Source organism: Rhizobium sp. R634 (assembly GCF_002211305.1).
Classification (GTDB): domain Bacteria; phylum Pseudomonadota; class Alphaproteobacteria; order Rhizobiales; family Rhizobiaceae; genus Rhizobium.
On record NZ_LOKW01000012.1, the window covers coordinates 437,407 to 452,753 of the forward strand.

A 15,347-nucleotide genomic window follows, 5' to 3' on the forward strand; every position below is an offset into this window, starting at 1 on the left:
CGACGCGGCGCCCGCGGCCGCCGATCCGCCAATGCGACTACTATTGCCATTCTCGTCTCCATGCACTGCCCGAGACGGATGAACTTGCGAAGGATTTCACCCTGCCCGCCAATCTGCGGGCCGGCGCGTCCTGCGGCGCCGGGATGACCGGACCGAGGGCATTCGCGCCTTTCCCACGGCACCTGACTGAAATACCGTGATGCGGAGTTTCAACGATCCAGATACTCAAATCGCGTCGTTCCTATCCGAATTGAGACACATGACAGTTAACAGATTCCTAATATTCGGCCGAGGCCAAACACAGTTCACGTCATTTGCTTGTAACGTCCTGATAGTTGTTTTGGTTTCACGCCGCCCGCGCTAAAATGCGGTGCAGAGGTGAAGCATAAAATTAGAAGAGATTCATATAGTTGGCTATAATGCGGCAGCCAACGCGCCCGCCAAGGGCAGATGTTGCAAATATACGTCACGAAAATATTCATTGCGGCCCAAGTGGATGAGCGTATGTTCGCCATGTCGATCAAACGTTTCCGGCTCCATCGATCGGGGATCATCCACGCTCCTGCCGGAAATGCGGAGGGCAGACGGTGTCTTTGCTCGTGAATGCGTCTTTCTCATCCCAGGATTTCGACGTGCTGTGCAGCGCACTGGACGCATGGTGCGCCGAGCGGCATATCGACATCGTCAGCGTCGAGGCCCAGTCTGCGGCGTCCACGGCGCTCGATCTCTATCAGGTCGGCTGCGACAGCCGCGAAAAGCTGCTGCACGCGCTGCGTGATCACAGGGCCGCCTAACAGTTTCCACCGTTAGGCAGCCGACGGAAAGCCGTCATCATCCCCTTTCCGGACAAACGCATTCAAACTGCGGACCAGCCATCCGCAGCACGTTAGGCGTGTAAATTTGTGTCTCATTTTAATAAAATCTTCAGCATGCATTAACCGTACCGGTGTAGGATTTGTTCATAACCGTATGGCCTGACATGCGTTCCGCCAGCGCATATCGACCCGCGGTTCCCCTTGTCGTGCGTTTTCAGGGTGTTCGTGTGCGTGACCGGTTTCGAGACCTAGAAGGCCCGTTGGCCGTCAGGAAAAAGGACGTGGTATTGATGGCGACCGTCAGCAGTTTCGAGAATCTGTCGCATCCGACACGATCCGAGCTGCGCCAGTTCGCCGAGCTTTTCATGCCGCTGTTCCAGGCTTCCTCCGAAGAGGCCAAGCGCCAGGCGGTCGCCGCCCTATCTCAATGCGATCACATACCGGCAGCCGTGGCGCTGTTCATCGGCAGCCAGCCGATCGATATCGCCGCGCCTTTTATCGCGGCCTCCAAGGCGATCGCCGACGAAACGCTGATCATCATCGCCCGCACCCAGGGGAAGGATCACGTCAAGGCGATCGTCAGCCGCGATTGCCTCTCGCCCAAGGTCATCGACGCATTGGTGGCATTGCGCCAGGCCGGTCCGCGGGCGGCGGCCACGGTGGCTCAGCACATCGAGCCGCCCACCGTGCCGCTTGCACCGATACCGGTGGAGACCACCGAGGCGGATGCGCTGGAGGAACAGCGGATTGCCAATGAAGAGGCATTGCGCGAGCGCATCCTCGGCCTTGCCGGCCATCTCGGCCGCAGCGATGAGGACCGGCTCGGCCTGCGCACGCTCACCGACATTCAGGAGGCGCTGCTTGTGCGCTTCGCCCGCTCGCGCGAAGCGACACAGTTCGCGACCGCGCTGGCCGATGCGCTTTCCGCCAGCCGCTGGCTTGCCGAGCGCATCATGCTCGATCTGTCCGGCCAGCAGCTCGCCACGACGCTGACGAGCCTCGGCATGGGCTTTCTCGATGCCGTCTTCGTGCTCGAAAAACTCTATCCGCACCTTGCCGAACAGCAGCACAGCGTCACCCGCGCCTGGATGGTGCTCGATGCGCTCGACCCGGAGGAATGCCACGACCGCGTGGAAGCCTGGCGGCGCGCCGATCGCTATACCTACAAGCCCGAGGCGCCCACTGCCCCGGCGCTTCAGGAGACATCCGGCTACCGCTTCATGCGCCAGGCGCCGCAACAGCGAGACATGCGCGTCATGGGGCGGCGCTCTCGCTGAAGTGACGAGCGCCTTCGGCGGTCAGCCGCCATCCCGCGCAAGCGGGATCAGGTCGCCCAGTTCCTCCATCTCCAGCTCGATAATCCAGAGATCGGAGTCGAACCTGCGTTCGCGCTCCAGCATCGCGCGCACCGCTTCCGGGTCGCGGCGCGACAGGCGGATCTCGAACAGGCGATCGCCGGCCTGCCCGTCATCGAAGGCGGTCTGCGGCGCAGGCGCGTAAAGCGTCTCTAGGCCATCGCGGAAGTGCTGGCGGATGAAGATCGCGCCCGCCTCCTCCGCGCCCTTCTTCTCCACAGCGGCGAAATCGCCGCTGGCAAATACACGGCGCAGGAGGGCGGAAACGAAAATGTCGGCGCGCAATCTCATCGGCGCGATATAGACCGGCGCGCGGGCGGCGGCAATGCGGGGTGAAATCTCGACTGTCGAATTCAGACCTTGACAGCCAGCCGCAACCCTCCCCAATGCCGCCCCCGGACGGTGATCGGGGCCGAAATATCCTTCATCATCACGAAATTGCCGCCGCCCATATCGCGCCTGTAGGTTTGGACGAGAAAGGGCGCGGTGCTGCGGCCGGCGGCAAGGCCGACGCGGTCGGCGAAGATGCGGCGGTTGCGGCAATTGGCGGTGTTCCAGACGGTATCGCCGGGGCGCTGCGGCTGGGAGAATTTTCGGTTGTGGGTCGGGAGATAACCGTTCTCGTCGATCGCCGCGCAGAAGGCGATGCGCTCGTCGGACGCGACGATCGGTTCCTGGATCGGCGGCAGCAGGCGGTCTGTGAGTTCGGTGAAGGCGGCCATCATCTGTGCCGGATCGCTGCCTGCAACCGGGCGATAGCGCCGGTCGAAGAGAGCGTCGAGCCCGATCTGTCCCTCGGCGACGGCGCGTTCGAAGGCGCCGGAGATCTGCCTTGCCACCGATTGCGCTTCCTCGATCCAATGGCTGTCTGCTGTCTTGACGCCGGCGCTTGCCGTCAGCTGGATCAGGGTTTCGGAGAGGCCGACGACACTGTCGACACGTTTGGCAGCCTGCTGCAGCCTGACATTCGAGCCGGCGACCTCGGACGACATCTCGCTGAGTTTCTCGACGAAGCCGGCGCATTGCTGATCGACAGCCTCGGTGGTGTTTGCCATGACCGTCGAACTGTCGAGAATGCGGGTGATGACATTTTCCATGCTGTCGAAGGCTCCGCGCATCGCCTCCGACTTGTCGCGCACACCGGCGGCGCTATTGCGCGCATCGCTGCCGACGACCGAAAGCCGGTCGATCTTCACGCGCAGCTCATCCAGCGTGTCCTGGATGGAGTTCGTCGCCTTCGACGTCTGCAGCGAGAGCGCGCGCACTTCGGCGGCGACCACCGCAAAACCCTTGCCGGCATCGCCGGCGCGCGCGGCCTCGATCGCGGCATTCAGCGCCAGCAGGTTCGTCTGGCGGGCAATGGTGCTGATCTCCTCGGCGATCTTGTCGACATCGGCAAGCGATTTCGAAAAACCGGCGATTTCGGTGCCGATCTCGTTGGAGGACTGGACCATGTGACCGATCTCGGCGACCGAACCGGACAGGCGGTCGGCCGATTCCTTCAGCATGTGGCGGGCCTCGGCCGCCGTGCGGTCGGTGTCCCGCAACGAGACGGCGACTGCGCGGTTGGTCTCGGCAATCGAAAGTGCGGTGCGGGTGACATGATCGAAGGCGGAAGCATGCCGGGCCGACATTGCCGCCATGTCCTGGATCGCGCCGGCAATGTCGACAAGATCGATGCCAAGAGTGGAGGCCTCTTCGGCAAGACGCCGCAGGATATGGCGCAGGGCCTCGCGATCAAGCCCCTCCGCTTCGACCGGCGCGTCACCGGCCAGATCGTCTACCGCCCTCAGCGCATGCATAACCGACGCTCCCCCGCCCCAATCAGAAAAGCTTCAGGCAACATGGTTAATAAGTTGCAAACGGTGCCTGCGCCTTAGACTAAGGTTGCAGGACAACACAAAGCGCAACGGCGCACACTTCGCTTAGATCGCGCCGATTTCCCTGAGCTTCTTCAGCACTGCCTCGTTGGGCTCGCCGTTCTCTGGCAGATTATAGTGCTTCTGGAAATGGCGGATGGCCGCACGGGTCTGCTCGCCGGCAACGCCGTCAACGCCGACATTGGCGTAGGCCATGTTGGAAAGGCCTTTCTGGATTTTCAGCACCAGATCGACATTGGAGATTTCGCTTGATGGAACCTGCTTTGCGGCAGCGGGAGCCGTTTTGATCGTCTTCTCGGCGCTGCGGATCGCCGCTGCGACCGGATCTTCCGACGAGGCTTTCGAGCTCACATCCTCGAGCGGCTTTTCCGCGGGCACGGTCGAAGGGCCGGCGGCGTCGGTCTTCAGCGCCGCAAGAACCTCCGGCGTCGCATCGCCGCTCTGGGCCATGCCGACGGTTTCTTCGAAGAAAAGGATGGCCGCGCTGGTGCGAGGCCCGATGATGCCGTCGGGCGTGCCGTTATAGAGGCCCCGGCGAACCAGCTGCTGCTGGATATCCATAACGAGCTGGCTCGGCTGCTGACCGGCTGCGGCCGCAGCCGGCGTCGCGTTGGTGGCGGTTGCATCCTCAGGCCGTTCGATCCGGAAGGTGGTCACGTCGCCCTGCTGCTCCTCGGCCGGGCGGCGGGCGCCGAGCACATTCGGAGATTGCGGATCGCGGGTGCGGAAAATCGGGTGCGGATGCAGGCCCGGCTGATACCAGAGCGCATTGGCGGCGACAAAGGAGAAGATGACGACGAAGGCGATGGTGCCGCCGGCAACGGACGGATTGCGGCCGATGACGCCGCCGAGCACGGACGCGCCCTGTAGGCTGAGGCCGCCGAGGGCAGCCGCACCCGTCATCAAAAGGCCCGGCTGCTGCCGTCCCCTCTTTCCCTTAGGCGATTTTCGCTTGCGCGCGGCCATCGAAATGCCCCTCTTCTACGCCGGTATTGACCACGCCCTTCAGCCGCGGCGGAAACTCGACAGTTGCGCCATGGCCGGCATCGTCGGTGCACGTGGCGCCCGAGCCGTCGGCTGCGATCTCGATGGTGATGATCGTGCCCTCGCCCGGCTGGCTGGCGATGGCAAAGTTTCCGCCATGCAGCGACACCAGTCCCTTGACCAGCGAAAGGCCGAGGCCGGTGCCTTCGAACCGGCGGGTGTAATCGTTCTGAATCTGGACGAAGGGTTGGCCGAGCATTGCCAGCTTGTCGGCCGGGATGCCGATGCCGGTATCGCTGACCGTCAGCTTCAGGATGCCGTCACGCACCGCCGCATCGAGGGAGACGACGCCGCCGGCTTCCGTGAACTTCACGGCATTGCCGACAAGGTTGATGAGGATCTGCTGGATGGCGCGCTGATCGGCAACGATCTCGCCGATGCCGCGCTGGATGCGGCTCGTCAGGGTGACGCCCTTGGTCTTGGCCTGCAATGCCAGCATCGATTCGCAGGATTTGACGGAGCCCCCTATATCGAAGGGTTCCAGGATCAGCTCGTAGCGGCCGGCTTCGATCTTGCTCATGTCGAGCATGGTGTTGACGACCGACAGCAGATGCGCGCCGGATTCGCGGACCAGGCCGACATATTCACGCTGGCGATCGTTTTCGAACTTGCCGAAATATTCGCCGATCAGGATGTCGGAAAAACCGAGGATGGCGTTCAGCGGCGTGCGCAGCTCATGGCTGACCGCGGCAAGGAAGCGCGATTTGGCGTCGTTTGCGGATTCGGCATCGGCCGCGCGGTTCTGGGCTTCGTCACGCAGCTGCTGCTCGACGGAGACATCGCGCAACTGGGCGATGACGGCGGCAAGTTCGCCGTCGGCGTCGCGCCGAGCGGTCATATCCATCCTCAGATGCGCGAACTGGCGTTGGCCGCGCCCGACCGGGGGCCGGTCGAGCCGCAGATCGACGCTCGCCGTCTCCTCGCCCCGGCGCAGCTCATCGAGCGCCTGCAGGAAAAGGATGCGGTCGGAGACATGCACCTGTTCAATGAAGCCTCTGCCCTTGGGATCGCGCATCCAGGCGAGGAAATCGCAGCGGTCGCGGCCACCGACGGTCGCCACGCTGCCGTGCGCGTCGAGGAAGAAGACGAGGCCTGGTGTAACCGCGAGGAAGAAATCCTCGGCCGACTGATTGGCAATGCCAGCCGGCGAACCCTGACGGGCGAGCGCGATGCTGCCGACGGCGGAAAAGAGAAAAGCGGCGCAAACCATGGCGACGCCCGCCGGCAGGGCGACGGCCGGGCTGGTGACGGTCGAAAGGCCGATCGGAGCGGCGACGAGGGCGGCCGAAGAGAGCAGGACGAGGCGGCGCAGGATTACGAGCTCGCGTTGGCGCACGGCTTCGCCGCCTCCCGTCCGGGAAAGCCAGCTTGTCGCCGCCCGGTCTACGAGGGCCGTTATCCAGCCGCCAATGTCACCCAATACACGCACGCAATACCCGCCGAAAAGGCTGTCTGTTGATCCGGACAATAGGCCTTGGCGGCTTAAAGAAAGGATAAGGCAAAAGCCCTCTTCACAGCTGGAAAGAGCCGAAAATCCCGTTTTGAGGCATCTGGCAGGCTCTTTGCCTTTTGTGGTTAATAGCAGGTAAGCGACGGATTTTCCTCATATTTCAGCATAGCGTTAACTCCTGTGGCAAGGCGAGCTCGCAAAAGCCCTGCAATTGCAAGGAGGTGCTGCCCTGATACTTAACGCCGATTGCTCGCATTCGACTAAAATGCGGCTCAAATACCGGTCGCTAAAATTTGAACTAAATTTGCCGCAAATGCGCGTGAGTTTCGAAAAGCGGCGTTCGCAACTTGCCGGTAGGGTGAAAACACACCGGACAACCGGCCTGATTCGGCAACAAGACCGAACGGGGACAAACAGGATGGGCAACGACAATGTGGTTTCTGATCAAAGGATCCTTCTGGTTTGGCCTTGTGCTCGTGCTTCTTTCCGTCTTCAGCACGGAAGGTTCCGATAAGCACGCCGGCGGCCCGCAACTGCAACTTTCCGACGCGTTTACGGCGGCCAGCGGCGCCTATGACTATCTCACAGGCATGTGCTCGGAAAAGCCCGAGGTCTGCGTCAAGGGCGCCGAGACCTTCACCGCACTCGGCTACCGGGCCCGCGAAGGCGCCCGCGTTGCCTATGAACTGCTGGACAGCCAGTTCCAGGACGAGGCGCCGGCGACCGCAAAGCTTGCCGAACCGACAGCCCCGGCGGCCCTGCCCTCCCTCGCCTCGCCCTCGCTCCAGGAAAAGGTGCGCGAGGCGAAGGCCGCGCTCAACCAGCCGATGCCTTACCGCCCGCCGGTCGAGAATGATGAGACGGCAGAGACGGTGGTGACCGGCGCGATCCCGCTGCCGACGCCGAAGCCGGCGATCTGACGAAATTTCCGCGGGTCTTCCGCACAGCATTTCTTTTTTACACAATTCCGAGCCCAAACCGCTTCACGCCATTGCCGGAATTGTTCGAGCTTGCATCGGTGGTCCGCATGACGCGGAAATGCCCCATGCCTGACGTGCCTGCCCTGTTTCAATTCAGCATATTGCTGCGCCGTGAGGATGCCCATCCCTCACGGCGTTTCTTTTTAACGGTTCAAATTCGCCGGTCTTTCACCTATATGCACTCTTAATAGTGAAAGGCTCTCGCATGGCATCCCTCGACCAGATCATCGACGACTTCACCTTCCTGGATGATTGGGAAGACCGCTACCGCTATGTCATCGAGCTGGGCAAGGCGCTGCCTGAACTGGCCGAGGAAAAGCGCACCTCGGAGAACAAGGTGATGGGCTGCGCCAGCCAGGTCTGGCTGGTCACGCATACGGCGGGTGATCCCGACAATCCCATCATGAGTTTCGAGGGTGATTCGGACGCCCATATCGTGCGCGGGCTCGTCGCCATCGTGCTTGCCACCTATTCCGGCAAGGCGGCATCCGAAATTGCCGGCCTCGATGCCTTCGAGATATTCTCGAGGATCGGCCTGGTCGAGAACCTATCGTCGCAGCGTTCGAACGGGCTGCGGTCGATGGTGAACAGAATCCGGGAAGAGGCAAGGGTTCGGGCTGCGGCCTGAACGCGACTGATTTCGCAAGCATTTACAGACCCATCGATTCGGAAATGCAGCCGCGAATCCAGTATATTAACACTTGCTGATAGTATGGGAATACATTCTACGCCCTTCACGAAAGCATAAGGCTGGCGCTACTCATAATATCTCGCCGTCCAGACGAATCATCTGCGAAGGGCTCGAAATACTGGAGAGATTATTTTCCTCGTCCTGAATGCATACAAAAAAGCCGGGCACAGGACCCGGCTTTTGTCGTTGGTTGCTTTCGGAAAAGCTCAGCCGCGGCCGCGCTTGCGGCGCTGCCCGAGGCCCATCTCCTTTGCGAGGCGCGAACGCGCTTCGGCATAAGCGGGCGCTACCATCGGGTAATCGGTCGGCAGGTCCCACTTCTCGCGGTACTCTTCCGGCGAGAGGCTGTGGTGGGTCATCAGGTGACGCTTGAGGGATTTGAAATTGCCGCCGCATTCCAGGCACGTGATCTGCTCGTCCTGCACGGACTTGCGGACAGAAACTGCAGGCTTCTGCTTTTCGACGATCGCCGCAGCGGGCTGCGGTACGGACGTGTTGCTCAATGCCGAATGGACGTCGGAAATCAGGTTGGCCAGGTCGCTGACCGGCACAACATGGTTGCTGACATAAGCCGCGACGATGTCGGCCGTCAGTTCCACAAGCAGCTCCGGCCCATTGCCGGTCGCTATATCCGTCATACTCTTTCTCCTGTTAGCATGCACAAACGGTCTATGACTGACTCGTCAAAGACCCGCCTCGTAGAAGCGAACAGCAAAAGCACAGGAAGCGACCTTCTGTTCCGAAAAACGCGAAATCCACCCCTAGATTCCGAAGAGCGAGACCTGTTCTTATACTGCCTGACGGAAAACCACTACGTCATGCCCCAGGCGATGGCCCCAGTTAGACATGAAAAATCAAAACTGAGGGACTTGGAAGCAGTACGATTGTCATTCACAATCAGAACTCTACTTACATTTTCAAATACCATCGTTTGGCCGAAACGCCAATTATTATTTGTCGTTTTTCTTGAGAAAAAATGGCCAATGAAGAATTGAAGAGGCCTGCGGCAAGGTTTACTCGTTCCATCCTGTGCATAAGTTCGCGTAAAACTGATGAAGGCGCCGAAGAGGATATATTTTCAGCCGCCATCGCGCATATCGTCCCGTACCGAGACACCGCCGAGATCATATCCCGAGCGGTGAGCGGCGCGCGCGAGCAGATGGGCGGAAACAGGCGCCGTCAGCAGGAAGAAGACGAAGCCGGCAATGGCGCGGAGCAGAATCGCCGGATCCTGCGAATAGAGGCCGGCGGCAAAGAGCAGCAGGCCGGAGCCGACAGTGCCCGCCTTCGAGGCGGAGTGCATGCGCGTATAAAGATCGGGCAGCCTGATCAGGCCGATCGCCGCCGAAAGAGCAAAAAGCGCGCCTGATATCAGCAGCAAAGCGGTGATGGCAGCGACGATGGAATCGATCATTTGCGCTTCCTCCCTGCCCGGCGGATCTTCGCGCCAGCTTTTGCCGCAGTTGGAGAAGGCGCAGATTTGATGCTGCCGCGCGCCAGCATGAAGCGGGCGAAGGCGACGGTCGCGAGGAAGCCGACGAGGCCGAGCGCAATGGCGATATCGATATAGAGCGAAAAGCCCGTTTTGACCGCAATGACGGCGATGAAACCGATGGCGATCCCGGTCAGCATGTCGAGAGCAAGAATGCGGTCCGGCAAGGTCGGCCCTACGACGACGCGCCAGACGGTCAGAAGCAGCGCCAGACCGAGGATGACGAGCGCGGTCGAAGATGCGGCCGCGATGATGGCGGCGGGCGTAATCACCGGAAGGCCTCCATGATCTTGCGTTCGAACCCGTTGGCGATGTCCCGCTTCGTCGCTTCCGGATCGGAGCAGTCGAGCGCATGGACATAGAGCGTGCGGCGATCGGGCGAGACATCGACCGAAAGCGTTCCCGGCGTCAGGGTGATGAGGTTTGCCAGCAAGGTGATCTCGAAATCGGTCGTTACCGTCAGCGGAAAGGCGAAAATGCCGGGCTTCAGCTTCATGTCAGGCGAAAGGACGGTGACCGTGACCTTCCAGGCCGACAGCGACAATTCCTTCAGGAATAAAGCCGCAAGCGACAGCACGCGTCGGGCGCGACGCAGATATCCTGTGCTGCCGAAAGGTTCACGGATGATGATGAGCGCCAGGGTGCCCAGCAGGAAACCGAAGACGAGATTGAGCAGCGAGGCGCTGCCGGTGACGGCAACCCAGGCAATGGCAAGCAGCAGGTTGAAAAGAAAGACGGTCACGGCGGGCCTGCCTCCGGGAAAACCGAATGAAGATAGGCCTGCGGATCGGCAATGCCGGCAGCGGCCGATTGCGACAGTTTCAGCAATTGTTCCGGCAGGATGCCGAAGCCGATGGTGAGCGCCGTCAGTGCGGCAAGCGACAGGCCGGTGCGCCAGCATGCTTTCGACGGGAGGAGCGCCATCGGTGCGGGACGCCAATAGGCGAGCAAGAAGAGGCGGCCGAAGGCGATCGTCATCAGAAACCCTCCCGCGAGGATCGAAGCCGCCAGCCACCAGGCGCCGGCATCGAGCGAGGCTTTGACGAGCATGACCTTCGGCCAGAATCCGGCAAAGGGCGGAAGGCCGCAGGCAGCCAGGAAGAGCACGAGGGAAAGCGCGGCAAAACCGCCGCTTTGCCGGTAGAGCCCGCCGAGGCCCGAAAGCGAAAAACCGCCGCCCCGCCGGGCGATCTCCCCGGCGGCAAGGTAGAGCGCGGTCATCAGCACGATGGAATGAAGCGCATAGAAGACCGCGCCGCTGATGCCGCCGGGGCTGCCGAGCGCGACGCCGGCCAGCATATTGCCGATGCCCGATATGACGACATAGCCGAACAGCCTGCGGATATCGTTTTCGGCGAGCGCGCCGAAGGCGCCGACCAGAATGGTTGCGATGGCGGCAAGCGCGATCACGAGGCTCAGTTCTTCGCGCTCCACCGGCAACAGCATGATCATCACCCGGATCAGAGCATAAATGCCGACCTTGGTGAGCAGACCGGCAAACAGCGCCGAGACGACGATGCGCGGCGTATGATAGGCGGCGGGCAGCCAGAAATTGACCGGAAAGGCCGCAGCCTTCATGCCGAAGGCGAGAAGAAACAAGCTCGCCAACGTCATCAGCGGCGCCGCGCCGCGCAAGTCCGCGACGTTCGCCGCAATATCGGCCATGTTGAGCGTGCCGAAGACGGCATAGAGAATGCCGACGCCGATGAGGAACAGCGTCGTCGCGATGAGATTGAGCACCGCATATCTCAGCGCCCCGTCGATCTGTTCGCGCTCGGAGCCGAGAATGATCAGCCCGAATGAGGAGATCAGCAGCACCTCGAACCAGACATAGAGATTGAAGATGTCGCCGGTGAGAAAGGCGCCGGTGACGCCCGCCATCAGCAGCAGGAGCAGCGGGAAGAAACCGTATCGCCGGCCGCTTTCGCCGATATCGGCCAGCGCATAGAGGCCGCCGGCGAGCGCGGCGAGGGCTGCCGTAAACGCCATCAGTGCGCCGAGGAGATCGACCGTAAAGGCGATTCCGAACGGCGGCAGCCAGCGCCCCATGACCATGGTCAACGGCCCCTCGGTCGCAACTTTCGCAAGCAGCGCTGCGTCCATGAGGGCCAGAAGCAGCAGACCTGATATGGCAAGCCAGGCCTGCAGACACAGATGTGCCCGTACCATCAGCAGGACGGCGCCGAGCGTGATGCAATGGGCGACCGGCAGGACGACGAGCCAATTCTCGACAGGCACCGGGGCGGTGATCAGGGCGGCGGAAAGATCGACTGTGGCGGTGGGAGCAGCCATCAGGCGTGGCCTCCAGCATTCCGGGATGCGGCGTTCCTCTTCTCCCCAGCGGGGAGAAGGAAATGCCGGGCGCCTCCAGCCGATCTCCCCCCTTGTGGGGGAGATGCCCGGCAGGGCAGAGGGGAGTCAACATCCGCATCCGCAGCGACATCAGCGTCAATACCCCAGGGGCGGCAGCGGCCGGTCGTCGGGCTCGGCGGCGCGCATTTCGCTGGTGTCGTCGGTGCCGAGGTCCTGATAGGCGCGATAGGTCAGCACCAGCAGGAAGGCGAGGAAGGAGAAGGAAATGACGATCGCCGTGAGGATAAGCGCCTGCGGCAACGGGTTCGCCGTGCCCGGCGGCAAGGCGTCGAGACCCGCCGGGATGATCGGCGGCACCTCGCGCGTCAGCCGGCCGCCGGTGAAGAGCAGCAGGTTGACGGCGTTGCCGAGGATGGCGATGCCGAGCATGATGCGGATCGAGAATTTCGACAGCATCAGATAGATGGCGGCGGCGAAGAACAGGCCGACGAGGATCGCCAGAAGCTGCTCCATTATTTCACCTCCTTTTCTTCCAAGGCCAGCGCGATCGAGGTGATGGCTCCGAGCACGACGAGATAGACGCCGATATCAAAGAGCAGCACGCTCGAGAGCGGCACCTCCGTGCCCAAAAGGCTCGGATAGATCCAGAGGCCGGTCATGAAGGGAACGGCAAAGAGGATGGAAAGAAGGCCCGCCACCGTCGACAGCAGCAAGCCGGCGCCGGCGATCGTCAGTGGATGAAAGAACAGGGCGCGGCGAACGGCGGTAACACCGCGGGCAATGCCGTAAATCGCCAGCCCCGAGGCGGCGATCAGGCCGCCGATGAAGCCGCCGCCCGGCTCGTTATGGCCGCGCAGCAGCACGAAGACCGAAAAGAGCAGCATCAGCGCGGTGAGGAACGGGGCAACGGTGCGGAAGATGAGGGTGTTCACGCGATCAGCCCTCCGCTTCCATTGCATCGGGATTATTGGCGGCGAGCTTGCGCTCGGTGCCGGCGCGGATGCGGATCAGCGCCAGGATGGCAAGGCCGGTGACCGCGACGACGGCGATTTCGCCGAGCGTGTCGGTGCCGCGGAAATCGACGATGATCACGTTGACGACGTTGGCGCCATGGGCAATCGATTTGGAATAGGCATTGAAGAAAGCCGTCAACGCGTCGTTGAACGGCGCCTGCGTCGCCCGCATCAGCAAAAGCGTGAAACCGAGGCCGCAGGCAAGCGCAAGCGCGCCGTCGAACAGCCGCCCTTTGCGCGGGCGCCGGTCGGCGGGAGAAAGCCGAAGCCTTGTCATGACGAGAGCGAGGATGACGACCGACAGGGTCTCGACCATGAATTGGGTGAAGGAGAGATCCGGGGCGCCGAACAACAGGAAGATGACGGCGACGGCGAAACCCTGGATGCCGAGCGAGACCACTGCCGTCAGCCGGTCGCGGGCAAAGAGCACGGCGGCAAGGCCCAGGACGGCGATCAGGAAGACCGCCCATTCATGCAGCCTGACATCGGCCGGCCAAGCGGGAAGACTCGGCAGTTCATCATAAAGGACAAGCGGAACGATGAGGATGGCGGCGACGCAGAGGAAGGTGCAGGTGATATAGATATCGAGCCGCCCCGGCTGAAGGATACGCATCGCGCGGCCGGCGAAGCGGACCAAGCCCGATATGGCGGCATCGAAGCCATGATCCGGGCCGGGACCGGCCGCACGCAGGAAAGCGGCCATCAGGAAGCGGGCGCGGTCCAGCTGCCAATAGACGCCGATGCCGAGCAGCACGGTCAGGATGGAAAGCGCCAAAGGCACGCCGATATGTGGCGTCAGCGAAATGTCGATATGGACAGGTGACTGGCGGATGGCGGCTGATATCGGCGAGGATATGGTGGCGTGGGTGTAGGCCGAAAAGAGCGCCGCGAGCAGGCCGAGGCCGGCGAGAATGGCGGGACCGAGCCAAAGCAGCGCGGAGGCCTCATGCGGATGTTTCGGCGTTTCCATCGGCCGGCCGAGGAAGGGTTTCAGCGCCACCGCAAAGGCGATGGCGAACATCAGCGCGTTGCCGAACACGGCGATCGAAACAAAGGTGAGCGCGCGGATATCGCCGCCGGCAAGCGCCGTATAGATCTCCTCCTTGGCGAGAAATCCGAAGAACGGCGGCAAGCCGGCCATCGAAAACGCCGCCGCAAGCGCTGTGATCCAGGTCAGCGGCATCGCCCGCCGCAGGCCGCGGAGCCTGGTGATATCGCGCGTGCCGGTCTCGTGATCGATGATGCCGGCGACCATGAAGAGAGCGCCCTTGAACAGGGAATGCGCCACAAGGTACAGCGCCGCCGCCTCCACCGCATAATCCGCGCCGAAGCCGATCAGCATGACGAGCAGGCCGAGCGAAGAGACGGTGGTGTAGGCGAGTTTTAGCTTCAGATCCGTCTGGCGGATGGCGAGCGCGGTGCCGGCGACAAGCGTCAGCCCGCCGAAAAAGGGCAGAAGGATTTCCCAGGCAGGCGTTTCCCCCATGACCGGATTGAGCCGCATCAGCAGATAGACGCCTGCTTTCACCATGGTGGCCGAATGCAGATAGGCAGAGACAGGCGTCGGCGCCTCCATGGCATTCGGCAGCCAGAAGTGAAAGGGAAACTGCGCGGACTTGGTGAAGGCGCCGCCCAGCACCAGGATGAGAGCCGCGAGATAGAGCGGGCTTTCGCGCACGGCATCGCCGAAGCGGATCAGCTGCGACATCTCCGTGACGCCCGAGATATTCCAGAGGAGCAGCAGACCGGCCAGCAGGCAGAGCCCTCCCCCGCCGGTGACAACAAGCGCCTGCAGGGCGGCGCGACGAGCCGCCTCGCGCTCATGGTCGAAGCCGATCAGCAGGAAGGAGGTGATCGATGTCAGCTCCCAGAAGATGAAGAACATCAGGAAGCTGTCGGACACGACGACGCCGAGCATCGCCCCCATGAACAGGAAGATGAAGGAAAAGAATCGTCCCTGATCCCTGTGGCCTCTCAGGTAGCCGCCTGCATAGAGCACGATCAGGGTGCCGATGCCGGTGATCAGAAGCGCGAAAGCCAGCGATAGACCGTCGAGGAACCAGGAGAAGGAAAGATGGTAGCTCGGCACCCAGGAATAGCCGCCGATGACAACCTCGCCGCGCGCGACGACAGGCACGAAACGCAGGAAATGCAGGAAGGCGAGCAAGGGAGCGATCGCCAGCAGCCAGGCACCGTTTGCGCCGAAGATGCGAATGACGAAGGGAGCAGCAAGAGCGCCGGCGAGCGGCAGACACAAGGCCAGAAATGTCAGAGCCGTGACATCGGCCATGTCTCCTCCTCTACCGGCAATAGA

At 62.1% G+C, this 15,347-nt stretch carries 16 protein-coding genes; 4 read left to right on the top strand and 12 right to left on the bottom strand.

Features of this window, described 5'->3' with window-relative positions; genetic code table 11:
- The first annotated feature begins 587 nt into the window (after window positions 1–587).
- A complete protein-coding gene (locus ATY77_RS16260; protein WP_088688117.1) occupies window positions 588–794 on the top strand; it encodes a hypothetical protein in 207 nt (68 codons plus the stop codon).
- A 248-nt stretch (window positions 795–1,042) separates the two neighbouring features.
- The gene (locus ATY77_RS16265; RefSeq protein ID WP_088688118.1) at window positions 1,043–2,092 is read left to right on the top strand and encodes a hypothetical protein; all 1,050 of its coding nucleotides are present in this window, start codon (window positions 1,043–1,045) and stop codon (window positions 2,090–2,092) included.
- 21 nt (window positions 2,093–2,113) lie between these two features.
- Here the strand turns inward: ATY77_RS16265 and ATY77_RS16270 are convergent, their stop codons facing one another.
- The 4 genes from ATY77_RS16270 to ATY77_RS16285 all read right to left on the bottom strand — a co-directional run bounded on the left by ATY77_RS16270 (window position 2,114) and on the right by ATY77_RS16285 (window position 6,523).
- Window positions 2,114–2,461, bottom strand: a complete 348-nt coding sequence (locus ATY77_RS16270; protein WP_088688244.1) for a DUF1491 family protein — start codon at window positions 2,459–2,461, stop codon at window positions 2,114–2,116.
- A 62-nt stretch (window positions 2,462–2,523) separates the two neighbouring features.
- The gene (locus ATY77_RS16275; RefSeq protein WP_088688119.1) at window positions 2,524–3,972 is read right to left on the bottom strand and encodes a methyl-accepting chemotaxis protein; all 1,449 of its coding nucleotides are present in this window, start codon (window positions 3,970–3,972) and stop codon (window positions 2,524–2,526) included.
- Window positions 3,973–4,095: 123 nt separating this feature from the next.
- On the bottom strand, window positions 4,096–5,016 hold the full coding sequence (locus ATY77_RS16280) for a peptidoglycan-binding domain-containing protein (RefSeq protein ID WP_088688120.1): 921 nt from the start codon (window positions 5,014–5,016) through the stop codon (window positions 4,096–4,098).
- Entirely contained in the window at window positions 4,988–6,523 is a 1,536-nt protein-coding gene (locus ATY77_RS16285) for a HAMP domain-containing sensor histidine kinase (RefSeq protein WP_088688121.1), read from the bottom strand. Before ATY77_RS16285 ends, ATY77_RS16280 begins: the two co-directional genes overlap by 29 nt.
- Window positions 6,524–6,975: 452 nt before the next feature.
- Here ATY77_RS16285 and ATY77_RS16290 point away from each other — a divergent pair, with 452 nt between their 5' ends.
- Window positions 6,976–7,464 (top strand): DUF5330 domain-containing protein, encoded by a 489-nt coding sequence (locus ATY77_RS16290; RefSeq protein ID WP_088688122.1) that lies wholly within the window; start codon window positions 6,976–6,978, stop codon window positions 7,462–7,464.
- A gap of 265 nt (window positions 7,465–7,729) precedes the next feature.
- A complete protein-coding gene (locus tag ATY77_RS16295; protein WP_088674472.1) occupies window positions 7,730–8,152 on the top strand; it encodes a SufE family protein in 423 nt (140 codons plus the stop codon).
- Window positions 8,153–8,421: 269 nt separating this feature from the next.
- Here ATY77_RS16295 and ATY77_RS16300 read toward each other — a convergent pair whose 3' ends face one another.
- The 8 genes from ATY77_RS16300 to ATY77_RS16335 all read right to left on the bottom strand — a co-directional run bounded on the left by ATY77_RS16300 (window position 8,422) and on the right by ATY77_RS16335 (window position 15,323).
- Window positions 8,422–8,853, bottom strand: coding sequence for a MucR family transcriptional regulator (locus ATY77_RS16300; protein WP_008528845.1), 432 nt, complete (start codon window positions 8,851–8,853; stop codon window positions 8,422–8,424).
- Window positions 8,854–9,293: 440 nt separating this feature from the next.
- Window positions 9,294–9,629 carry a monovalent cation/H(+) antiporter subunit G gene (gene mnhG, locus ATY77_RS16305; RefSeq protein ID WP_088674471.1) on the bottom strand — a complete coding sequence of 112 codons (336 nt, stop codon included), beginning with the start codon at window positions 9,627–9,629 and terminating at the stop codon, window positions 9,294–9,296.
- On the bottom strand, window positions 9,626–9,979 hold the full coding sequence (locus tag ATY77_RS16310; protein WP_088688123.1) for a cation:proton antiporter: 354 nt from the start codon (window positions 9,977–9,979) through the stop codon (window positions 9,626–9,628). The genes mnhG and ATY77_RS16310 overlap by 4 nt, the downstream gene beginning before the upstream one ends.
- Window positions 9,976–10,449: a Na+/H+ antiporter subunit E gene (locus ATY77_RS16315; protein ID WP_088688124.1), complete on the bottom strand. Its 474-nt coding sequence runs from the start codon at window positions 10,447–10,449 to the stop codon at window positions 9,976–9,978. Before ATY77_RS16315 ends, ATY77_RS16310 begins: the two co-directional genes overlap by 4 nt.
- Window positions 10,446–11,999, bottom strand: coding sequence for a Na+/H+ antiporter subunit D (locus ATY77_RS16320; protein ID WP_088688125.1), 1,554 nt, complete (start codon window positions 11,997–11,999; stop codon window positions 10,446–10,448). The genes ATY77_RS16315 and ATY77_RS16320 overlap by 4 nt, the downstream gene beginning before the upstream one ends.
- A 156-nt stretch (window positions 12,000–12,155) precedes the next feature.
- Window positions 12,156–12,533 carry a Na+/H+ antiporter subunit C gene (locus ATY77_RS16325; protein WP_088674467.1) on the bottom strand — a complete coding sequence of 126 codons (378 nt, stop codon included), beginning with the start codon at window positions 12,531–12,533 and terminating at the stop codon, window positions 12,156–12,158.
- A complete protein-coding gene (locus ATY77_RS16330; protein ID WP_088688126.1) occupies window positions 12,533–12,952 on the bottom strand; it encodes a Na(+)/H(+) antiporter subunit B in 420 nt (139 codons plus the stop codon). The genes ATY77_RS16325 and ATY77_RS16330 overlap by 1 nt, the downstream gene beginning before the upstream one ends.
- 4 nt (window positions 12,953–12,956) lie before the next feature.
- The gene (locus ATY77_RS16335) at window positions 12,957–15,323 is read right to left on the bottom strand and encodes a putative monovalent cation/H+ antiporter subunit A (protein ID WP_088688127.1); all 2,367 of its coding nucleotides are present in this window, start codon (window positions 15,321–15,323) and stop codon (window positions 12,957–12,959) included.
- Window positions 15,324–15,347 lie beyond the last annotated feature (24 nt).